Source organism: Undibacterium sp. KW1 (assembly GCF_009937955.1).
GTDB lineage: Bacteria > Pseudomonadota > Gammaproteobacteria > Burkholderiales > Burkholderiaceae_D > Undibacterium.
The window spans coordinates 80,899-101,177 of the sequence record NZ_AP018439.1 but is presented as its reverse complement, the minus strand read 5'-3'; the positions used below and the strand labels follow the sequence as shown (position 1 = coordinate 101,177).

Sequence of the window (20,279 nt, the reverse complement as noted above, 5' to 3'; positions counted from 1 at the left end):
GCCTTCAATTACCAATGAGTGAAAACAGGCTGCCTATCTTATACGCTTTAAGCTTTGGCAAGCATATATTATTCATAGTGCAAGGCCTCGGTCGGGCTGAGCCTGCTGGCACGCCATGCAGGGTACAGGGAACACAATGTGGAAATCGCATAGATCAGCGCCATGGAAATGACCGTAGCAGTGATGAATACAGTCCAGTTGATCGCGTCCCCCAAAACGCCGGTCAGTGGCAGTTGTATCAGCAACACCATGCCAGCCAGGATGGCAATCGAACTCAACAACAATTGCTCGGTGACGATTTGCTGATAGATATGCCTGCTACTGGCACCAATGGCACGCCGCAAACCTATCTCGGGGATACGTTGCGTAGTATTTTGCCAGAGCACGCCAAACAGGCCAAAACCAACCATGATGAGGAGGAAAACTGCAATAACTGCCATGACCATCAGTGGAATGGTGTCTTCGGTCATCTTTGATTTACGCATCTCAGCCAGGGGTGAAATCCTGTAGCCCCAGTCACTGCGTATGAGTTTCAATTGCTGGTTCAGTTTTTCTTCAAAGGCGCGTGAGGTACCTGGTTTTACCTTGATCATGGCTACCTCCATGCGCTCGTCTCCTACCGCCCGGGAAAACCGCATGATGACAAAATTGGTCGGGGCCATGAATTCGCCTTTATTACGGAAGTCTTCAAATACCCCGGTGATACGCAAGAACTTGGTTTCTTTTGATCCCGGTTCAGTATCGGTCACCAGTTGTCCCACTGCGCTCTTGCCAGGGAACATGCTGTCGGCCAGTTTTTTATTGATGACGATGGCTTTTTCTGCCCTGCCTTCATCTTCACTGGAAAACCAGCGGCCCTCCAGCAATTTCATTCCCAGCAACCCAGGCGTTTCATCAGCCATGTCCGTCAAGTTGACCTTGAAACCTGATTTATTGTCAGGTAAAAACAAGTCTGAGCGCCAGGTAGAATTGCTATAGGGTGAATAATTGATGAAGCCAACCTGTTCCACCTCGGGCAGGGCCGACAGGCTGCGCTGGAAATTTTCGGTCACGTTGGGATCATTTTTTTTATCAAATTCTCCCGAGCTCAGCATCCTGACTGACCACACATCCTGATAGACAAAGCCTGTAGGTAGATGATATAGCTGGTAGTAACGGGCACTCATCAAGGCCAGGCCAAAGACAACACAAAAAGCCAGCAGTATTTCCAGACTCAGCAATAAATTCTTGAACTTGCGTTTCCAGATAGGCTTGAGTATATGAAAAAACATTATGCAGCTCCTTTCAGGGCAAGCACGGGATCAAGGCGCGACATTTTCCATGCCGGGATGACGCCAGACAAAACGCCAAACACGACGGCAATCACAAAACCATAAGCAAACACGGCAAAGCTCAAATCCACTTTCAGATAAGGGATCAGGTCTGCATTGCTGAGCCAGACCAGGGTCAGCTTGGTGAATATCAATCCCACCAAGGCACCGAACAGGCAGAGCAGTATATTTTCCATGACGAATTGTTTGACCAGTTCACGGTTACTGGCACCAAAGGCTTTGCGCACGCCTATCTCGGCAGCTCTTTCCATGATGCGGCCAGAGTTCAGGTTGACCAGGTTCAAAGCGGGCAAAAGCATGAATAGCAACATGAAAAATACCACGCCAACCAGTAACTTTACGGCTCCTGAATCAGGTACTTCATCACGGTTCAATATACCTCTGGCGAAAAAGTCCAGTTTGCTGTCTGCCCACATGTAGGTGTGTTCCCAGTGAGTTGGTTCATCGGCATTGATTTGCTTGACGACCTGCAAAAGTTCATCCCTGATCAGAGGCAGGTCTGCTGCACTCTTGCCCATCAACATGGCATTGAAATTACCTGAATATTGCTCACGATACTGTGAGGAGGGAAAAGTCGTGACGGGTACCCAGATGTCTGCAAAAGCATTCATGTGTATAACGTCTTCCACCACACCGATGATTTCAAACTGCTGCCCACCGGCGTTGATTTTTTGACCGACGACAGCTGTACTCCCAAATATTTTTTTCGCGGTACTCTCGTTGACGACTGCGACGAAGCGCCCCAGCCTGACATCCTCCGCTGTAGGCACATGACCAGAAAGTATTTTGAAATCCAGTATCTGCCAGTACTCTGCATCGGCACGGCGCATCATGATTTCATTGACACTGTCTTTTTGATAAACAGACACAGATTCCGGGCCAGTGACCGCAGCCACCTTTTCCACCGTCTTCATTTTGCGCAAATATTGATCAATGACTTTGTAGCCCAGCGGGCTGCGCCTGGTGTTGTTCTTGCTGACCTGAGTAATCGTGCCGATCTGTAAAAACCGCTCGCTCTTGCCTTCCACACCGGTAGGAAAAAACGTGGCTTGCAGAATTGCCGTCACCACCAGCAAAACCACCATGGTCAAGACTATGCAGAGCAGGTTGATAGCGGTAAATAATTTACGCCGCAGATACACCTTGCAGGCAATCTGGAAATAGTTCTTTAACATGGTATTCCCCTAAGCCACCAGTTGGCCGTCAAATACCCGCACGATGCGGCCACCCTGTTTGGCCTGACGCTCATCATGGGTGACCATGACGACCGTAGTACCTTCATGACTGAGCTTGAGCAGGATATCCATGACCTCGGCCCCCATCTGGCTATCGAGATTTCCGGTAGGTTCATCTGCCAGCAAGATGCTGGGGCGACCGACCATGGCGCGGGCAATCGCCACCCTCTGCTGCTGGCCGCCAGACAATTGATTCGGATAGTGGTCCATGCGAGCCGACAAGCCGACCCTGGCCAGCGCTTCCTCTGCCAGACGGCGACGTTCTTTGGCGCTACAGGAACGGTACAGCAAGGGCAGCTCCACATTATCGATGACACGCAAATCATTGATCAGGTGAAAGCTCTGAAAAATAAAACCAAAGGTACGGTTGCGCATGCTGGCCAGCTCCTTGTCGCGCCAGGACTTCATCTCAGCCCCATCGACGGCAATTTTGCCTTTGCCAGGTCTGTCGAGCAGACCGATCAAATTCAACAGCGTACTTTTACCGCAGCCGCTAGGGCCCATGATGGAAACAAACTCGCCCTTTTTGACATGCAGATTAATGTCGCGCAAAGCCAGGGTTTCGACTTTATCGGTCTGATAGGTTTTGCTGACGTTTTCCAGCTTGATCATGATCGTTTCCTTTTTTATTCAATTTTTATGCTTGAGGTTTATTGCGACACCCTGAAACTGCTTAAGTGTTTGAGGCTGCTGATATCAGAAATCACCAGCCTTTCTCCTGCTTTTGCGCCCTGCAAGACTTCCACCATCTTGCTGTCACCCAGGCCTATCTCCACGCTGCGTTTTACTGCCTTGCCATCTTCCAGTACATACACATCCTGCCTGCCCTTGCCACTGATGGCTGGCCCATTTTCAACAATCAGGCTGCGCGCTTTTTGCTCTGTGATGATATTCACTTCTACCCGCAGTTTATGCCGCAGTGAAGGGTGGTTTGCCTGGTCCAGTACGACGATAAGTTTCACAGTGCCGTTTTGAATCTCAGGCAAAATGGTTTGTACTTCACCGGGCATGATTTGCCCACTGTATTCAACCCGCACTTTTTGACCGGGACTGAGGTAACGTGCATAAAAATCAGAGACCGTGGCTTCTACCTTGAAATTATTCAATTCAGACACCTTGGCGATCAGTTGCCCGGTATTCAGGCTGGCACCTTCGTCTGCCAGCATCCAGGTCAGCAAACCATCAAAGGGGGCTTTGACCTGAGTTTGTTCCAGCAATCTTTGCTGCGCTTCCATCTGTTTCTGGTAAATGGACTTTTGCAGACGTGCAGCCTCTACATTGCTTTGTGTGGTGCGGCGGGTATCGTTCAAACTCTCTTTATGCTGGCGCAATTGCACTTCATTGCGTTTGACGGCCAGTTCTGCCGCTTGCAAATCAACGGCTGAGGTAATGCCTATAGCACCCAGTTTTTGATAGCGTGCGAGTTTGACTTTATTACTCTGCAAATCCAGTTCCAGCAATTCAATTTCACTGGCAATTTTTTTGAGATTGGATTCCATCTCCATCGCCAGCAATTGACCCTTTACATCTTGCTTGGAAACCTGCTCGCGCAAATTGTCGATTGCCAGGCGTATGCTATGGTCATCCAGCAGCATCAGCAATTCACCGGCGCGTACTTGTTGGCCAGCCTTGGCAATGACTTTGCTGATACGCGACTGGTTAGGGCTGGATAGTTGTTCTTCATGAACAGGGATGACGACGCCCGCCGCGTTGATGGTATTGTCGATAGCCCCTACGCGCACCTCGCCCACGCGTATCTCACCGAGGCTGACACCGGGGCTGATGAGCCGGTTCACGGCCCATGCCGCACCAGTGACAGAAATAGCGGCAGCAGCCAGCAGCAAGATAGTCTTGCGCCTGCGATTTTTGAGCGTGTCGTGGCTGATAGCCTGATCCATGTTGAAACCTGATGTAATTAACTAACAGATCAGGTTTGCAAGCGCCGTGCCTGCCTCTTGGATTTTGATTTAACTATTTAAAATCAACTACTTGGAAGATTTCAACAGCAAGAAAAGGAAAGAATAGTGCAGCGACATCGTTCGTCATCGAACGCTGGTGTGCGAATTAGCACAGTGATGGCGGGGAAAATCTTTTGCCCAAATAAAAATCCCCTTCATGGAAGGGGATCACATCATTATCGGCAAATATTCTGCCTTAGAAGCGATAGCCTAAGCCTACGCCTACCAGCCAAGGATCAACTTTGACGGCGCTGACTTTGGCACCGCTGATCGTCACATCGCTGCGTATTTGCACTTTCTTGACATCCAGGTTCAAGGACCAGTTTTTGTCGAGTTTGAAATCGACACCAGCCTGTATGGCCAGACCAAAACTGTTGCTGTCGAGGCCACCAGTACCCTTGAGCAGGTTCACATCAGAGATGCGGGTGTAATTGACACCTGCACCAACATACGGGCTGACTTTTGAACCAGGTGCAAAATGGTATTGCGCAGTCAGTGTCGGTGGCAAATGCTTGAAAGTACCGATGATGGCACCGTCGAGCATAACGTCATGTTTTTGCGGGTAAGTCAGTATCAGTTCTGCCGCCCAGTTTGGCGTGAAAAAATAAGTGATATCGACTTCAGGAATTTCCTTGCTGCTGACAGTGATGCGGTCGGCAGCACCGACGCCGCCTACAGGATCAGAACCATTTGCTGGATCGATATTGACGACACGGGCACGCACTTGCCATGGGCTCTGTTCTTGAGCCATTGCCTGGTTTGCAGTGAGGCCGATAGCTGCCAGGGAGAGTGCGATAACAAGCTTTTTCATTTTCATTTCCTCTTTTCTCAACAGTGATGAACAAAGTGTAAATCCACACTATTTACAGGGGATTGAGCTACATCAACTTTGGTGCAGGGCACCATAAAATGCGTTTCCCGATGAAATGTGCCGCATTTCAACTCTCAGCAGGCGTCACAAAAATAGCCGTGCCCGACGGCAAGCCGCCAGCCTTACATAAACTGGCCGAAATATTCCGTCCTGTGTCTGCATGAGGTATCCTTACAAACATTCTTATTCCCTATGAAAAATCAAGAAAAATGGCCAATTACGTCTATACCATGAATCGCGTCGGCAAAATCGTGCCGCCCAAGCGTCAAATCCTCAAAGATATTTCCCTGTCCTTTTTCCCTGGCGCCAAGATAGGCGTGCTGGGTCTGAATGGTTCAGGCAAGTCTTCCCTGCTCAAAATCATGGCAGGCATAGACAAGGACATACAGGGTGAAGCAGTGCCCATGCCCAACCTGAACATCGGTTACCTGCCGCAGGAACCGCAACTCGATCCAGAACAGACCGTGCGCCAGGCCGTCGAATCTGCCCTGGGTGAAGTATTTGAAGCCAAAGCCAAGCTCGAAGAAGTGTATGCCGCTTATGCTGAAGAAGACGCTGACTTTGATGCACTAGCGAATGAGCAGGCACGCCTGGAAGCCATCATCTCGGCCTCTGCCGGTGACAACGTAGAACTGCAACTGGAAATGGCTGCCGATGCGCTGCGCCTGCCCGCCTGGGATGCCAAGATAGCTGTCCTGTCCGGTGGTGAAAAACGCCGTGTCGCCCTGTGCCGTTTGCTGCTGTCCAAGCCTGACATGCTCTTGCTTGATGAACCAACCAACCATCTGGATGCTGAATCTGTCGATTGGCTGGAACAATTCCTGTTGCGCTTCCCTGGCACCGTCGTGGCGATTACCCATGACCGCTACTTCCTTGACAATGCGGCTGAGTGGATACTGGAACTGGATCGTGGCCATGGTATCCCCTGGAAAGGCAATTACTCTTCCTGGCTGGACCAGAAACAAGCCCGCCTGAAGCAGGAAGAAGCGACAGAATCTGCACGCCAGAAAGCCCTGCAAAAAGAACTGGAATGGTCACGCCAGAACCCCAAAGCGCGTCAGGCCAAGAGCAAGGCACGTCTGGCCCGCTTCAATGAAATGAGCGAACATGAATACCAGAAGCGCAATGAAACCCAGGAGATTTTCATCCCTGTGGCCGAGCGTCTGGGTAATGAAGTCATCGAATTCAAGAACGTCACAAAAGCCTTTGGTGATCGCCTGCTCATCGATAACCTGAGCTTCAAAATCCCTCCTGGTGCGATTGTCGGTATCATCGGTCCCAACGGTGCCGGTAAATCTACCCTGTTCAAGATGATCAAGGGTCTGGAAACACCGGATAGCGGTGAAGTCGTGCTGGGCCAGACAGCCAAAATCTCGCTGGTAGATCAATCACGTGAAGACCTGGGCAATACCAAGACCGTGTTTGAAGACGTGGCAAATGGTGCCGACATCCTGACAGTAGGCCGTTTTGAAATGCCTTCGCGCGCCTACCTGGGCCGCTTCAACTTCAAGGGCGGTGACCAGCAAAAGATCGTGGGCAACCTGTCTGGTGGTGAACGTGGCCGTTTGCATCTGGCCAAAACCCTGCTACAAGGCGGCAATGTCTTGCTGCTCGATGAACCATCGAATGATCTGGACGTGGAAACCCTGCGTGCGCTGGAAGATGCCTTGCTGGAATTTGCCGGCAGCGTCATGGTGATCTCACATGACCGCTGGTTCCTTGACCGTATCGCTACCCACATCCTGGCATTTGAAGGCAATTCCCAAGTTACTTTCTTTGATGGCAACTATCAGGAATATGAAGCCGACAAGAAAAAACGCCTGGGTGAAGAAGGTGCCAAACCAAAACGCATCCGTTACAAACCTTTGAGCGTATAAACCGTCAAACGGCCAAGGCCGGCCAACACCCGGTATGTAATTTGCATAAGCCTGTTTGTTATTCAGACAGGCTTATTGCAAAAACACTACTTCAGCTATCTGCCTGACGGCTTCAAGTTGTTTAACAGTATGTTTTATTGCATTGCGGTAAGCTATTGAAAAATAGGGATTTTTCCTGAGCAAATACTTGCAGAAGTTAAGACATGATGCTGAAAAAACATTTATACCCATTCCTGCTTTGCCTCGCACTCAGCCTGTCTTCTGGCATGGCCCTGGCCAATTCTGGTGGCAGTGCCAGTGCATCTGGTGGCGGTTCAACTGCCAAGCTAGAGGCGTTCACAGTCAATCTGTCGAGTACAGAACGTTATCTGCAACTCAGCATGGCCTTGCAAATCGCCAGCGCAGAAGTCAGCGACAAAATTAAATTATTCATGCCCAAGGTCAGGCATACCCTGATCCTGCTGCTCAGTAGCAAGGACGGCGAACAATTGCAAAGCCTGGACGGCAAGCACCAGTTGATGGAAGAAATCAAGAATGGTGTCAACAAGACCCTGGACCTCAAAGAACGCGATGGAGTGACTGACGTGTTTTTTGAAAACTTCGTCATCCAGTAGAGCTTGCCAGCCATCAATCGCAGGTGCAACAGCTTTCGAGCGCAATTTCGACCATATCGCCAAAGCTGTTTTGCCTTTGTTCCGGCGTCATGCCAGTACCACTGCGCAAATGATCTGCCACCGTCAGCAAACCCAGTGCCTGTACACCATGTTCGGCGGCGACTGAATATAAACCTGCCAGCTCCATCTCCACCGCCAGTATCTGCATTTTTTCCATGATGTCAAAAAGCTGCGGCTGCACGCTGTAAAACAGGTCGGCAGAAAATACATTGCCCACCCTGACAGGCTTTTGCAGGCAATGCGCAGTCTGCACGGCCTTGGCGAGCAAACCATAATCAGCAAGCGCCGCAAAATCATGGTCCATGAAGCGCATGCGGTTGACCTTGCTGTCAGTACTGGCGCCCATGGCGACGATGACATCACCAAGTTGCATGTCTGCCCGCAACGCACCGCATGATCCCAGGCGTATGAGCTGCCTGACGCCATAGTGGCGTATCAGCTCAGTTGCATAAATGCTGATGGAGGGTATGCCCATGCCATGTGCGAGTACAGAAATTTTCTTGTCGCGGTACCGGCCGGTATAGCCCAGCATATTGCGCACGGTATTGACCAGCAGCGCGTCGCTGAGCCAATGGTCGGCAATCATCTTGGCACGCAGGGGGTCGCCGGGCATCAGCACGATGTCGGCAAAGTCACCGGGAGCGGCATTGATATGGGGAGTAGTCATATTGCTTCCGTGGTCAATGCGTATGCAGGCAGGCGCAAGCCGCCGCGCATGCTCTGCCGTATCTGTTGTGGTCGCGGCGCGGCAGTTTCGCCAAATGTGCAAGCTGCGAGCAGACGCTTGCTGGCCATAGACAGACTGTCTTCATCAACAGCATGGATCATGGCCAAGGGAGTATCAGCCTCCATGCGTTGGCCCAGTTCTGCCAACTGGCTCAAGCCCGTACTGGCATCTTGTTTGCCATGAGCTGTCGTACTCAATTGCAGGGCCAGCATGCCTATGGCCCGCGTGTCCATGCTGTTGAGATACATGCCCGCAGGTGCGAAGACCGGCTGTCGCAGCTTGGCCTGAGGCAAATAGCGTGCATGGTTGGCCAGCAAATCAGGTGGGGCACCCAGTGCTGCGCAAGACTTTTCAAACACTTGCGCAGCCTTGCCGCTGTGCAGGGCGTCCAGCAGCCGCACCTGGGCTTCCAGTGCATTTTCTGCCAGACCAGCCACTACCAGCATCTCTGTGCCCAGTGCCAATACGGTCTGATGCAGGCGCTGTGGGCAGGTGTCGGTACGCAGATAACTGAGTGCGGCAGTCACTTCCAGCGCATTGCCTATGCTGGGTGCCAGCGGTTGGCTCATGTCGGTAATCAGGGCTGAGCAAGCCATGCCCGCCGCATTGGCAGTGTCTATGATGTTTTTTGCCAATGCCTGCGCCTGCGCCAGCTCTGGTGTCTGAGCACCATTGCCACATTTGATATCCATGACCAACGCATCCAGCCCGGCAGCAAATTTCTTGGACAGGATGGATGCCGTAATCAAAGGCAGGCTATCTACCGTTGCTGTCACGTCGCGTATCGCATACAGGCGCTTGTCTGCCGGGGCCAGATCAGCAGTCTGGCCTATGATGGCCATGCCGCAATCCCTGACCACACGACGGAAGCGCGCCAGATCAGGCGTCGTGCAATAACCGGGTATGGCTTCGAGCTTGTCTTGCGTACCACCAGTATGAGCCAGCCCACGCCCGCTGATCATGGGGACGATGCCGCCGCAAGCCACCACCATCGGGGCCAGCACCAGCGACACCAGGTCTCCCACGCCACCTGTGGAATGCTTGTCCACGACCGGGCCGGGCAAATCCATCTCATCCCAGCGCAAGACATTGCCAGAATCACGCATGGCCAGCGTCAGCGCAGCACCCTCTGCCGCTGTCATGCCCTGGAAACAGGTCGCCATGCAAAATGCCCCGAGCTGCGCGTCTGTTATGCTGCCATCAACCATGCCGGTTACCAGCGCCTGTATCTCTGCCTGATCCAGGGCCAGGCCTGCGCGCTTCTTGCGTATCAGCTCTTGCGCCAGCAACATCTCAGTATCCTGACTTGATTTGGGGCGGTACATCGCGCAGGTAAGCCTGCAAATTGCCCAAGAGGCTGGAAGCACCAAAGCGAAAATGAGCGGGGCTCACCCAGTCCTTGCCCATGAGCTCATCTGCCAATGCCAGGTAGGCAGCGGCCTCCTCCACCGTCCGTACCCCGCCTGCGGCCTTGAAGCCACAAAGTCCACCGGTTTCCTTGATCACGGTCAGCATGGCTTCTGCCGCTGCCAGCGTGGCATTCACTGCCACCTTGCCGGTAGAAGTCTTGATAAAGTCTGCTCCTGCCGTGATGGCTATCAGGCTGGCGGCGCGGATAAAGGTATCCGTCTTTAGCTCGCCACTTTCTATGATGACCTTCAAGACCTTGTCGCCGCAAGCTGCCTTGCAAGCCCTGACCATCTCTGCCCCGGTGCTGGTGTCGCCCGCCATCAGCGCGGCATAAGGGAAAACCAGATCGACCTCGTCTGCACCATAGGCAATGGCCGCCCTGGTCTCGGCCACGGCAACATCCACGTCGGCCTCACCATGCGGAAAATTAACCACCGTCGCCAGTTTGATCGCTGGCGTGCCAAATTCACGCAGCATTTTTTTTGCATGCGGGATAAAGCGCGGGTAAATACATAGCGCCGCGACCTGCCCCTGCTCACTGCTGGCAGCATTGCACAAGGCGGTGATCTTTTCCCTGGTGTCGTCCTCATTCAGGCTGGTCAGATCCATCAGGCGCAGAGCGCGGCTGGCTGCCTGCTTCAAAGCCGTATCTGGGGTGGAAGACATTTTCTTGCTCCGGTAAAAACAAAGTTTAAAGAATGGTCAAAGATAAGGCGCATGTGGATGCCACTGCTTGATGTACATCAGACATCAAGGCTATGCTCAGTATCCTGGCGCTACAGTTTATGTATACCCAAACCCAATTAGCCGCCAAAATAGCGGTTTTGCCCCATCCAGCACCCCATGTACCAGCTCGCCGCCCCCGCTTTTGCCGAAATTGAAATCAAGAAAAGCCGTTTCCTGGGCCAGCTCTACCCCTCAACAGCCGAGCCGAGGCACGCCAGCAACTGGCACAGATACGGGCGCAACACCCGGATGCCGTCCATGTCTGCTGGGCGCTGATCTGCAGCGGCGACTCTGGCCTGGATGACGATGGCGAACCATCAGGCACCGCCGCCAAGCCCATGTACAACGTGTTGGTACACAAGGACGTGACTAATGTGCTGGCCGTGGTCGTGCGCTACTGGGGCGGCATCAAGCTCGGCGCAGGCGGCCTGACCCGCGCTTATGGCCAGGCCATCTCTGACGCCTTCAAGCTCGCAGAACTGACAGAAGTTGAATACATGCTTGAATGGGACATCGTCTGCGCCTATGCAGATGAATCCCACGTACGCCGCCTGTGCGACAAATTCACCGCCAGCGTCACCGGGCTGGCCTATACCGAATCAGCCACCATCAGCATCAGCCTTAAACAAAAACTCGCTGCCAGCTTTGAAGCTGAATTGATAGAAATGCTCAAAGGGCAAGTCAGCATCATCAAGCCAGAACCAACTATTTAGTTTCCACCCCATCGTTCCCGCCCCGTAGTGACTGTGCAAGCGAGGTTTTTACATGTAAATTACTGTCAATTCACATGTCATTTACATATAAAATAGCTTTGCTTGTCACTGTGATTACACAGTTTTGGAATAAAGTTCGCTATATTATTGCCGTTACATCTTGTTACGACTAGCAACTATCTTGCATGGATAGATAGCTGCACATCGAACAATTGCGGCAAAAAATAATAACCATGCAAGAAACCCATGCAAAATACCAATCTGGCTAGCAACGACAATACTGGAGTAGAGGAAGTAAGCGTCAGCCTCAGACATTACGAATTCAAAAAACGTCTTGGTGAGGGCGGCTTTGGGCAAGTCCATGAAGCCTGGGACAGCAAACTCTGCCGCCCTGTCGCCATCAAACAACTCAAAGCCACAGAAGGTGCAGGAAGCGCAATCCAGACCAGTAGCCTGCTCAAGGAAGCCCGCCTGGCCGCGTCGCTCAAGCACCCCGCCTTCGTCAAAATCTTTGCCATTGAAGATGAAGACAATAGCCACTCCATCGTCATGGAACTCGTACCCGGCCTGACCCTCAAGCAATTGCTGCAGCAAAACTCACAACAAGCACAGCAGCCGCTGCCAGAACAGCAAGCCATCAACATCATCAGCCAGGTCGCTGAAGCCATGCAAGAGGCCCACGCCAGCGGCCTTATCCATGGCGACCTGAAACCATCGAACCTCATGGTCGAACCCGACGGCAAAGTCCGCATACTCGACTTTGGCCTCGCATCAAAAACCGATGCACAAGCCACCACGTCCATGAGCCAGCTCGACCCGCAAGGCACGATAGCCTACATGGCACCAGAACGCATGATGGGCAGCCCGGCCAGCGCCCAAAGCGACATCTATGCCCTCGGCGTCATCCTCTACGAAACCCTGACCGGCCAACGCCCCTTCGCCAACGCCAGCGGCCTGGCCCTGGCCGCCGCCCTCATGCAATCGAACTCAGACACCTGGGAATTCCCAACCGGATGCAAACCAGAACTGATCAAGCTGGTGCTGGTGATGACGGCCAGACAGACTGAGAAACGCCTGAGCAGTATGCAGCAGGTGCATGAGCAATTACGTGGGTTGATTAGTGTGCCGGTGCTTGTAGCAGCAAGCGATGCGGACAAGATCAGCAGTGTCTCTGGTAAAGGCGGGAAGTCGCTGAGCAAGCCAAAGCGCTTTGCTATTGCAGGGGCTTTCCTCATCGCGCTGGGATATGGGGCCTGGCAGGCTGTGCCTTATCTTGAGATGGACAAGATGTCGTTGAAGCCGTTTTCAGAGTCGTTGGCTATGAAACAAGGGGTGGAGGCGTTGAAACAATTTGATAGACCAGGCAGTCTTGATGTTGCAGAAGCAAATTTTGAAGCAATATTAAAGCGCAATCCTCAACATGCTGGCGCTGTTGCTGGATTATCTATCATCTACACTTCTCGCTATGATAGTGACAAACAAGATGAGGTGATACTTCAAAAAGCCGATGCTAGCGCACAGCAGGCCTTAAAATTAAACGACAAACTTGCAATCAGTCATATTGCTGTTGCGAGAGTTAATTCTCAAATGGGAAAGAATGATAAAGCCCTGGAAGAGTATGAAAAAGCACTGAAGCTTGATCCTGACAATATCTTTGCCTCTTTTGGACGCATCATAGCATTGAGGAAAATGAAGCAGTATGAGGATGCCATTCGATATGCAAAGAGTGGGTTGGAGAGATTCCCCCAAGAGCGAATGTTTGCGGAAGAACTTGGCATCATTTACTTTGAGAAGAGCAATTATTCACTTGCTGAAAATTTTTTCAGGCTAAGTATTAAAATTCAGCCTGACACTGTTTTCGCCTATGCAAACTTGAATAACACGTTAGTAAAGCAAAATAGAGATGATGAAGGAATGCAAGTCTTACAACAAGGACTTTTGATCAGGCCAAGTGCTCTCTTGTATTCAAGTTTAGGAGTTGCACTATTCAAAAAAAGAGACTATCTAGGTGCTTCTGAAGCTTTTGAACTAGCCGTTACACCGAATAAAGGCAATCCAGCAAAATACCTAGGATGGGCAAATCTTGGGGATAGCCTACTTTGGATACCTGGTCGTGCCAACGAAGCGAAGAAAGCATATGGTAAAGCTATTGAACTGCTATTACCAAGATTACAAATATCTCCAAATGATGTGGTACTTGTTTCGCGCTTTGGCTTGTATTCTGCTCGAGTTGGTGACAAAGAAAAAGCAAACGAATACATGCAACGCGCTCTAAAGTTAGGTCCCAAAGATGCCAATGTTCATTTTCGAGTTGGCCTCGCTTATGAACTTTTAGGTCAAAGAGATGAAGCACTCGCAGCAATTAGTAAAGCAATCGAATTTGGTTACTCAATTAAATCTCTGGAGTCCGAACCCGACTTACTCAATTTAAGACGTGACGCACGATACGTAAAAATAACTGTAAATCAATCAAAATAAGTTGGAACAGTTATTGCTAACCAAATTTCGGAAGTAATAATTTCAATAATATGACATCTCTAATTATTGAAACTACAAGCATGAATATCATGTACACATATGATAATTCATTTCATCCAACAACTTGAAAGATAGAATATGAGTGATCCAAAACCTCCGGTAAATTACACTTTCACGACCTACTTTAATCAGGGTATCCCGCAAAGCCGGGCCACAGTTTCAGCGCATGGGAAATTTTCCCCCGTACTTCCCACAGACACTACTACAGGTCGTCCTTACCTATGCGTTGGCGATACCGTCACTTTCAATTTTGTTGGTACTCCAACGAATCCTCAAGATACAGTTACCGTTACAGCTAGTGCATTTATCGCGATTTGCAAAGGTAAGCAACCTAATGGTGAATCCAACGTCGTTGGAACATCAGTTACAGCTTGCCCTGTTGACGGTGCAACCATGACCATGAGTGCAGATAGTATTGGTTTTTGGGGATTTACTATCTCATTTTCAGCTGATTTCAAAGACTCTTCAGGCAACGTTATAAGCTCAGAATTCTTCTATTTACCAGACCCCGAAGTTGATGTTGAATCGGGCAGTGGGGGTTAAAACACGTGGAAGCAATGTGATTTTCATTGCTTCCATAATTTAAATACTTCTTTATTAATTTGTCTTCATTGCCAAGAAATAGCTTTAAAGTGAATTCAGTTAAGTATTGTTATCCTCAAATACCGCCTCAAAGCCTCACTAGGCGTTTTCAATAAGGCGGCGCAGGCTTCTACATCGCCAGCACTGGTTTCCAGTGACTGGCGAATTTCTTCTGTGGGTATCTGTTCAGCGCGGCGTATCTGGCTGTGGTTGTCGAGCAGCTTGTACATCGATGGCCGTGAGACACCCAGCTCTTGCGCGGCTCCCTGTATATACCAGTCGTTGTTTTCCATCGCGCGCAAAACATCTTCGTCACTGAGTTCGGCCAATTTCTTGCGAGGGCTGGCTGGCTGAGGGAATTTACTGTCTGTGCTGATGCTGGCCTGTGTCACGCTGGATGGGGCATGGTGGGTGGTTTTGACCAGGCTGGCGAGTTGCGGCACTTCGCCGAGTTGCAGGGCTAGCAGGGTGCGGCGCAGTACGTGGGACAACTGGCGGATATTGCCGGGCCAGTCGTAATTGGCAAATTCGCTGACCAGTGCCACCGGCAGGCTGGTGCCTATTTCATTTGGCAGTTTGCTATTGCTGAGCAGGTGCAGCAACAATACGCCTATATCTTCACGGCGGGTGCGCAGGGGTGGCAGATGGATGATGAAGCTCTCGAGGCGGCGCAGCAGGGCCTGGTTGAAGCCTTCGCTATATAAATCCTGGTCGGTCGCGGCGATCAGGCGGGCGCTGGACTTTTGGTCTTGCTGGGCACCCAGCGGGCGGTAATCGCCGCTCTCCAGTACGCGCAAGAGCATGGGTTGTATGCTGGCTGGGGTATTGCCTATCTCATCGAGGAAGAGTGTTGCACCTTCTGCCTCGGCAAACAGACCTTTGCGGGCGTTTTGTGCACCTGTGTAGGCGCCTTTGACGGCACCGAACAAGTCAGCTGCGGCCAGGGCTTCATTCAGGGCTGCCATGTTGACACTGACCAGTTCTGCATTGGCACGCTTGCTGTAAGCGTGGATAGCGCGGGCGGCGATTTCTTTGCCTGTGCCGGTTTCACCCAATAGCAGGACGGGCAGCTCGGTGCCGGCGACCTGGCGTATCTGGTCGCGGGCGACGATGGCGGCGCTGCCTACACCGATGAAACCCAGCGCGGGATTGTGCTTGGGCAGGCAGCGCATCCAGTGCAGGCAGATGATGATGGCGCGGCCCAGGCAAAGAATGACGCCTCTTTCTACCTGTTCACGGCTGAGCGCCACGGCTGCGTTGATCTCTACTCCATTCACTTCTACCACCATACGGCTGGCGGGGGGGTGATGAGAATGTTGTCACCAGCATCGCGACTGATGCGCACAGGTTCACGCGAGATACCACCATAACCCAGCGGGAGACCATCTTTGCCAGGATGGCGGAATAGCGGGAGGAAACGGTTGATTTCGACCAGGCCGTCAGGGTTGCTGGCCATGAACTGCTCACCTATGCGCTGGCTGTCTGGATGCCAGATGATGGTCAGGCCCAGCAGGGCCGAGGCATTGTCGGCCAGTTTGGCCAGGGGTGAGGTCAGGGTGTAGTCGGTATCGGTCATTGTGTTTACTGCGGATTCTGTACTTGGGTGTAAACCGTTAGTGTAAAGCGCCAATGTAAATTTGTATGCTTTACATGTCAATTGGGCTAAAAAAATGCCTTCTCCCTAGGGAAACAGTGCTGGCACGGCGTTTGCAAAGAGGCATGCATTGCGCAAGTGAACGTACTTGCCCCCTGAAGGAGATCATCATGCTTACCACTGAAATTTTATTAATTGCCCTTAACCTGCTGTTATTCATGCTGCTCAGCAAAATGGCCTTGAAGGCCAGGCTGGCGCGCAATATTGCCATGCGCTTGCTGACAGACGATGTTTATTACAATGAAACCCGTGGTGTACTGATACAAAAAAATGTAGAACGCGCCAGGCTTAGCTGGGGCTGGTCCAGCATAGGTACGGTCACTCAGTTGCCAGTGACCCGCCCACAAGACCCGCAGGCTGCCTGGTCTGCCGCTGTGCACACTTCTACCCACTTGCGTTTGCGCCCCTTGCCAGAACCGGCACCTTCAGTGCTCGAAGTGCCGTACGCCCTGTGGGCGACTACCTGGGCCTCAAAAGATACGCCATGGTCCACCACGGTCAGCCTGAAGCCCGAGAAGAAGGTGGAAACCATGGCTGAAGAACAGCCAGTAGCCCCGTCTGCACCAACCCGCAAACCTGCCGTCAAGCCTGGCAAGACTGCACAGGACCTGCTGGACATGGGGATGTTGCAGCATGCCCTGTTTTACAAATAATCCGGAGCAACGAGTCATGCCTATATTCTTCCAGGAGTCACGTATGAAGCCCGCACAGCAATTCGTGAATGCAGAGATGCTATTGAAACTTGATCCTGTTGCAGACTTTGCGCTTTTTCAGGATTGTCTGCCGCCCATGCTGAGATTGCAGGCTAATTTGTTTGGCGAACACACACCTAGTGAGGCTGAAGAAGCTGCGGCGATAGAGAATTTTCGCAGTCTTTTTTCTGGTGCCAAAACTGGCTTCGACCGCCGCAAACGGGACAAATCAGTGCCAACGGTCAACAACATAAAACCGAATTATCACCGCCGCAAAAGTGATGGCAATGCGGGTTGATGCTTTGTATGCGTGCGGTAAAGCACGATAAAAAATTATGCAGGCTGCTGACAAAATCAGGATAGACATGATGACAGAAAAAAAACTACTCGTCGCTGATGACATTGATCCTCTGGTTATTTTTGCGCCAGAAGAACCCGGCCTGCAATGGCAAAGAATAGGCGGCATGGCAGTACTTGATGAAGACAGCCATCATCTCGAAGTCTGCCGCATGTCATGCATGACGCTGGCAGAAGCCAAGGCATTTGCGGCAGCAGATGACCGCATCAGTTTTTTCTTTTACGTCAAACATTACGCCATCATGTATCACCATCAGGTCTTGCATGCAGGCGATGCAGTCTTCTTCTCAGGGTCACCTGCACTACATGCAGAACCAGGTGCTGACTGTTTTGAGAAACCGGCAGTACCAGACAGCAAACTGAGCATTACCGCAGCCCCTGGCAATAACTGGGTTTCAGTACAGGCGCAGTTGCAAGTACCTTTTCTGAGCAGTGAGCAGGCACATGCGTATCTGTGGCCCTGCCTGCGGCCTGGTCAGGACAATAATGTTGAAAACATGGATGGTGGCTTGCAGGCAGTACTCAGCTATAGCCCAACAATTGGCACAGGACATCATGCGGGCTGGTGGGTGTGCGGTCAGTATGTGCATGCTGGCAGCAAACAAACAACTGCGCAAACCTGCTTTGGCGGTCCCAGCATGCCAGTCAAACCTGGCGACATTCTGAGTTGCCGTATTGTGTATGACGCAGCCACCCGTAGCTGGCTGCAAACCATCACCAATGCCGCAAACAATAACAGCGTCTCTTTCCCGGTATCGATAAAGCAGAAACCGGGACAGGCGCATGAGAGAAACTCTGTCAGCTTCAGCCTGGAAAATCTCTCACAGCCAAGGCAGCGTGATTTGCACCAGTGCCTGAGCCTGTTCAATGTCATCATCAAGGCCAAATACCCGCAAAGCAACCTGGGGCTGGGGCTAAGTAGCCTGCCCTATGTGGATCATGCAAGACTATGCGAAAACCAGACCAGCCTGCATGTCAGCCGCATCATCCTGTACAGCCCCATGCAGGATGTCAGATAGACGATACGCCGGGATGCTTGCTGAAGTAGGTCTGGAATACAGACAGCACTTTATCGATATCGGCAGCCGGGACATCGAGATGGGTGACCATGCGCATGTGCGGTGTGACCCTGGCCAGGATGCCATTTTCGCGCAAGAGTTCTGCCAGCCCGGCACAGGCTGTAGCGGGCAGGTCGGCATAGACGATATTGGTTTGCGGCGTCTGCACTTGCAAGGCGCTGATCTGGCGCAAGCCATTTGCCAGGCGTTCTGCATTGGCATGGTCTTCTGCCAGGCGCGGAATATGATGTTCCAGCGCATACAAACCGGCAGCAGCAAGCATGCCGGCCTGGCGCATGCCGCCACCGAGCATCTTGCGCCAGCGTTTGGCCTGAGCGATCAAGTCGTGGCTACCACACAGCACAGAACCTATGGGTGCGCCCAGACCCTTGGACAAACAGACCGAGACACTGTCAAAACCCTGTACCGCCTGCCTGGGGCTGATGCCCAGCTTGACGATGGCATTGCAGATGCGTGCGCCATCCAGATGGGTAGCCAGGCCGCGCTCATGGGCGAGGCTGGTGGCAGCTTGTAGGTAGTCAGGTGGCAGGACCTTGCCGCCTATGGTATTTTCCAGCGCCAGCAAACGGCTGCGGGCAAAGTGAAAATCGTCTGGCTTGATGGCATTGGCAATATCGTCCAGGGCAATGCTGCCGTCTGCCTGGTTGGTCAGGGGCTGTGGTTGTATGCTGCCCAGCACGGCAGCACCACCGCCCTCGTATTTATAAGTGTGCGCCTCTTGCCCGACGATGTATTCATCACCGCGGGCGCAATGTGCGAGCAGGGCCAGCAAATTGCTTTGTGTGCCGGATGGGGCGAACAGAGCAGCTTCATAGCCAAACAGGTCGGCGGCATAGTCTTGCAGGCGGTTGACTGTGGGATCATCCCCATACACATCATCACCGAGTTCGGCAGTATGCATGAGTTCACGCATGGCAGGAGTAGGTCGGGTGACGGTGTCACTGCGTAAATCTATCCAGTTTTGCTGGCTTTCTGACATGGTTTTTCCTTGTGGAGGGAGATGATCTATTCTAACAATTTTCATCTGACAATTTTTAAAGCCACAAATCCGGGTATTGCGGCACTAGAAACAGCTACACTGTTGCCCTTGTCCATGCTTACCAGATCAATCACCCATGCGCAGTAAGGATGCGAAAATCGCTGCAAGCCTGTTTTTACTGCTGGGCCTAATAAGCCCGGCAGTGGTATCTGGTTTGGTGGATTTTTCGCTGGGCCTGATCGAGCATGTGCACAAACGCTTTGGCGCTGAAGGGCCGCGTCGGCTGACACAAATGCAGATCGCCATCAACAGGATCAAAGCCACTGCAGGCAAGGACTTTGCCAAAAATGCCGCTCGCTCTAGCGATGGACTATATGAAATGCCGGTCTTGCGGCAGGTGAATGATTTTTATAACCGCGTTCCCTACTTCAGTGATCAGGAACACTGGGGCGTCAATGATTATTGGGCGACCCCGGTAGAATTTATCGCATCCTGGGGTGGTGATTGTGAAGACTATGCGATTGCCAAATACATGACACTGAAAGACCTGGGGATACCGGCAGAACGCCTGCGCATTACCTATGTCAGGGCGACCCGCATAGGTGAGACGCACATGGTGCTGGCCTACTATCCAACGCCTGCCGCCGAACCCTGGATACTAGACAATCTCGTCGATGAGATACAGCCGGGCTCTGCCCGCAATGACCTGGTGCCTGTGTATAGCTTTAATGATGATGACCTGTGGCTGGCCAGCGGCAATACCCGCAAGGGCGGCGCATCGACTGTGCGCCTGTGGAAGGAGTTGATAGAAAAAATGGAAAAAGAAAAACGCATGTGAGCGGCTTTCAGTTTCAGTAGGCACTGACGATACTCTCC

At 51.9% G+C, this 20,279-nt stretch carries 20 protein-coding genes; 9 read left to right on the top strand and 11 right to left on the bottom strand.

Annotated elements, in window-relative coordinates:
* Positions 1-68 precede the first annotated feature (68 nt).
* The 5 genes from UNDKW_RS00500 to UNDKW_RS00480 form a co-directional block, all read right to left on the bottom strand.
* The gene (locus UNDKW_RS00500; RefSeq protein WP_162057142.1) at positions 69-1,271 is read right to left on the bottom strand and encodes an ABC transporter permease; all 1,203 of its coding nucleotides are present in this window, start codon (positions 1,269-1,271) and stop codon (positions 69-71) included.
* Positions 1,271-2,506, bottom strand: coding sequence for an ABC transporter permease (locus tag UNDKW_RS00495; RefSeq protein WP_162057141.1), 1,236 nt, complete (start codon positions 2,504-2,506; stop codon positions 1,271-1,273). The genes UNDKW_RS00500 and UNDKW_RS00495 overlap by 1 nt, the downstream gene beginning before the upstream one ends.
* 9 nt (positions 2,507-2,515) lie before the next feature.
* Positions 2,516-3,178: an ABC transporter ATP-binding protein gene (locus tag UNDKW_RS00490; protein WP_162057140.1), complete on the bottom strand. Its 663-nt coding sequence runs from the start codon at positions 3,176-3,178 to the stop codon at positions 2,516-2,518.
* Between the two features lie 38 nt (positions 3,179-3,216).
* Positions 3,217-4,464 carry an efflux RND transporter periplasmic adaptor subunit gene (locus tag UNDKW_RS00485; RefSeq protein WP_162057139.1) on the bottom strand — a complete coding sequence of 416 codons (1,248 nt, stop codon included), beginning with the start codon at positions 4,462-4,464 and terminating at the stop codon, positions 3,217-3,219.
* Positions 4,465-4,720: 256 nt separating this feature from the next.
* Positions 4,721-5,335, bottom strand: a complete 615-nt coding sequence (locus UNDKW_RS00480) for an OmpW family protein (protein WP_162057138.1) — start codon at positions 5,333-5,335, stop codon at positions 4,721-4,723.
* A 269-nt stretch (positions 5,336-5,604) separates the two neighbouring features.
* On the opposite strand from UNDKW_RS00480, the gene ettA reads away from it, so the two are divergent.
* Positions 5,605-7,272 (top strand): energy-dependent translational throttle protein EttA, encoded by a 1,668-nt coding sequence (gene ettA, locus UNDKW_RS00475; RefSeq protein WP_162057137.1) that lies wholly within the window; start codon positions 5,605-5,607, stop codon positions 7,270-7,272.
* Positions 7,273-7,475: 203 nt separating this feature from the next.
* Positions 7,476-7,886, top strand: coding sequence for a flagellar basal body-associated FliL family protein (locus UNDKW_RS00470; protein ID WP_162057136.1), 411 nt, complete (start codon positions 7,476-7,478; stop codon positions 7,884-7,886).
* Positions 7,887-7,899: 13 nt separating this feature from the next.
* On the opposite strand, the gene deoD is transcribed toward UNDKW_RS00470, so the two are convergent.
* The 3 genes from deoD to deoC are packed head-to-tail and all read right to left on the bottom strand — an operon-like array spanning position 7,900 to position 10,749.
* The gene (deoD, locus tag UNDKW_RS00465) at positions 7,900-8,613 is read right to left on the bottom strand and encodes a purine-nucleoside phosphorylase (RefSeq protein WP_162057135.1); all 714 of its coding nucleotides are present in this window, start codon (positions 8,611-8,613) and stop codon (positions 7,900-7,902) included.
* Complete coding sequence (gene deoA, locus UNDKW_RS00460; RefSeq protein WP_162057134.1) at positions 8,610-9,965, bottom strand: thymidine phosphorylase; 1,356 nt, start codon at positions 9,963-9,965, stop codon at positions 8,610-8,612. Before deoA ends, deoD begins: the two co-directional genes overlap by 4 nt.
* A 1-nt stretch (position 9,966) precedes the next feature.
* Positions 9,967-10,749 carry a deoxyribose-phosphate aldolase gene (deoC, locus tag UNDKW_RS00455; RefSeq protein ID WP_162057133.1) on the bottom strand — a complete coding sequence of 261 codons (783 nt, stop codon included), beginning with the start codon at positions 10,747-10,749 and terminating at the stop codon, positions 9,967-9,969.
* Between the two features lie 281 nt (positions 10,750-11,030).
* On the opposite strand from deoC, the gene UNDKW_RS00450 reads away from it, so the two are divergent.
* The 3 genes from UNDKW_RS00450 to UNDKW_RS00440 all read left to right on the top strand — a co-directional run bounded on the left by UNDKW_RS00450 (position 11,031) and on the right by UNDKW_RS00440 (position 14,603).
* Positions 11,031-11,522: a YigZ family protein gene (locus UNDKW_RS00450; protein WP_370529154.1), complete on the top strand. Its 492-nt coding sequence runs from the start codon at positions 11,031-11,033 to the stop codon at positions 11,520-11,522.
* Between the two features lie 246 nt (positions 11,523-11,768).
* Positions 11,769-14,000, top strand: coding sequence for a serine/threonine-protein kinase (locus UNDKW_RS00445; protein WP_162057132.1), 2,232 nt, complete (start codon positions 11,769-11,771; stop codon positions 13,998-14,000).
* Positions 14,001-14,138: 138 nt separating this feature from the next.
* Positions 14,139-14,603 carry a hypothetical protein gene (locus UNDKW_RS00440; protein WP_162057131.1) on the top strand — a complete coding sequence of 155 codons (465 nt, stop codon included), beginning with the start codon at positions 14,139-14,141 and terminating at the stop codon, positions 14,601-14,603.
* A 95-nt stretch (positions 14,604-14,698) separates the two neighbouring features.
* Here the strand turns inward: UNDKW_RS00440 and UNDKW_RS00435 are convergent, their stop codons facing one another.
* Together UNDKW_RS00435 and UNDKW_RS00430 are read right to left on the bottom strand one after the other, a co-directional pair.
* Positions 14,699-15,931 (bottom strand): sigma 54-interacting transcriptional regulator, encoded by a 1,233-nt coding sequence (locus UNDKW_RS00435; protein WP_162057130.1) that lies wholly within the window; start codon positions 15,929-15,931, stop codon positions 14,699-14,701.
* Positions 15,922-16,218: a hypothetical protein gene (locus tag UNDKW_RS00430; RefSeq protein WP_162057129.1), complete on the bottom strand. Its 297-nt coding sequence runs from the start codon at positions 16,216-16,218 to the stop codon at positions 15,922-15,924. Before UNDKW_RS00430 ends, UNDKW_RS00435 begins: the two co-directional genes overlap by 10 nt.
* A 188-nt stretch (positions 16,219-16,406) precedes the next feature.
* On the opposite strand from UNDKW_RS00430, the gene UNDKW_RS00425 reads away from it, so the two are divergent.
* From UNDKW_RS00425 to UNDKW_RS00415, 3 genes are all read left to right on the top strand, one after another.
* A complete protein-coding gene (locus UNDKW_RS00425; RefSeq protein ID WP_162057128.1) occupies positions 16,407-16,949 on the top strand; it encodes a hypothetical protein in 543 nt (180 codons plus the stop codon).
* 43 nt (positions 16,950-16,992) lie between these two features.
* On the top strand, positions 16,993-17,286 hold the full coding sequence (locus tag UNDKW_RS00420) for a hypothetical protein (RefSeq protein ID WP_162057127.1): 294 nt from the start codon (positions 16,993-16,995) through the stop codon (positions 17,284-17,286).
* 70 nt (positions 17,287-17,356) lie between these two features.
* A complete protein-coding gene (locus UNDKW_RS00415) occupies positions 17,357-18,364 on the top strand; it encodes a hypothetical protein (RefSeq protein WP_162057126.1) in 1,008 nt (335 codons plus the stop codon).
* Here UNDKW_RS00415 and ltaE read toward each other — a convergent pair.
* Entirely contained in the window at positions 18,357-19,403 is a 1,047-nt protein-coding gene (gene ltaE / locus UNDKW_RS00410) for a low-specificity L-threonine aldolase (RefSeq protein ID WP_162057125.1), read from the bottom strand. The two genes, UNDKW_RS00415 and ltaE, sit on opposite strands and share 8 nt — an antisense overlap.
* A gap of 136 nt (positions 19,404-19,539) precedes the next feature.
* Between ltaE and UNDKW_RS00405 the strand changes: the two genes are divergently transcribed.
* Positions 19,540-20,241, top strand: coding sequence for a transglutaminase-like cysteine peptidase (locus UNDKW_RS00405; protein WP_197893061.1), 702 nt, complete (start codon positions 19,540-19,542; stop codon positions 20,239-20,241).
* Positions 20,242-20,279 lie beyond the last annotated feature (38 nt).

Excerpts from the sequence above, each read along its gene's own strand:
- UNDKW_RS00490 (WP_162057140.1), bottom strand. The coding sequence starts at position 3,178 with ATGATCAAGCTGGAAAACGTCAGCAAAACCTATCAGACCGATAAAGTC.
- deoD (WP_162057135.1), bottom strand. The coding sequence starts at position 8,613 with ATGACTACTCCCCATATCAATGCCGCTCCCGGTGACTTTGCCGACATC.
- UNDKW_RS00480 (WP_162057138.1), bottom strand. The coding sequence starts at position 5,335 with ATGAAAAAGCTTGTTATCGCACTCTCCCTGGCAGCTATCGGCCTCACT.
- deoA (WP_162057134.1), bottom strand. The coding sequence starts at position 9,965 with ATGTTGCTGGCGCAAGAGCTGATACGCAAGAAGCGCGCAGGCCTGGCC.
- UNDKW_RS00415 (WP_162057126.1), top strand. The coding sequence starts at position 17,357 with ATGACAGAAAAAAAACTACTCGTCGCTGATGACATTGATCCTCTGGTT.
- UNDKW_RS00495 (WP_162057141.1), bottom strand. The coding sequence starts at position 2,506 with ATGTTAAAGAACTATTTCCAGATTGCCTGCAAGGTGTATCTGCGGCGT.
- ettA (WP_162057137.1), top strand. The coding sequence starts at position 5,605 with ATGGCCAATTACGTCTATACCATGAATCGCGTCGGCAAAATCGTGCCG.
- UNDKW_RS00445 (WP_162057132.1), top strand. The coding sequence starts at position 11,769 with ATGCAAAATACCAATCTGGCTAGCAACGACAATACTGGAGTAGAGGAA.
- deoC (WP_162057133.1), bottom strand. The coding sequence starts at position 10,749 with ATGTCTTCCACCCCAGATACGGCTTTGAAGCAGGCAGCCAGCCGCGCT.
- UNDKW_RS00420 (WP_162057127.1), top strand. The coding sequence starts at position 16,993 with ATGAAGCCCGCACAGCAATTCGTGAATGCAGAGATGCTATTGAAACTT.
- UNDKW_RS00485 (WP_162057139.1), bottom strand. The coding sequence starts at position 4,464 with ATGGATCAGGCTATCAGCCACGACACGCTCAAAAATCGCAGGCGCAAG.
- UNDKW_RS00500 (WP_162057142.1), bottom strand. The coding sequence starts at position 1,271 with ATGTTTTTTCATATACTCAAGCCTATCTGGAAACGCAAGTTCAAGAAT.
- UNDKW_RS00435 (WP_162057130.1), bottom strand. The coding sequence starts at position 15,931 with ATGGTGGTAGAAGTGAATGGAGTAGAGATCAACGCAGCCGTGGCGCTC.
- ltaE (WP_162057125.1), bottom strand. The coding sequence starts at position 19,403 with ATGTCAGAAAGCCAGCAAAACTGGATAGATTTACGCAGTGACACCGTC.
- UNDKW_RS00440 (WP_162057131.1), top strand. The coding sequence starts at position 14,139 with ATGAGTGATCCAAAACCTCCGGTAAATTACACTTTCACGACCTACTTT.
- UNDKW_RS00470 (WP_162057136.1), top strand. The coding sequence starts at position 7,476 with ATGATGCTGAAAAAACATTTATACCCATTCCTGCTTTGCCTCGCACTC.
- UNDKW_RS00430 (WP_162057129.1), bottom strand. The coding sequence starts at position 16,218 with ATGACCGATACCGACTACACCCTGACCTCACCCCTGGCCAAACTGGCC.
- UNDKW_RS00425 (WP_162057128.1), top strand. The coding sequence starts at position 16,407 with ATGCTTACCACTGAAATTTTATTAATTGCCCTTAACCTGCTGTTATTC.
- UNDKW_RS00405 (WP_197893061.1), top strand. The coding sequence starts at position 19,540 with ATGCGCAGTAAGGATGCGAAAATCGCTGCAAGCCTGTTTTTACTGCTG.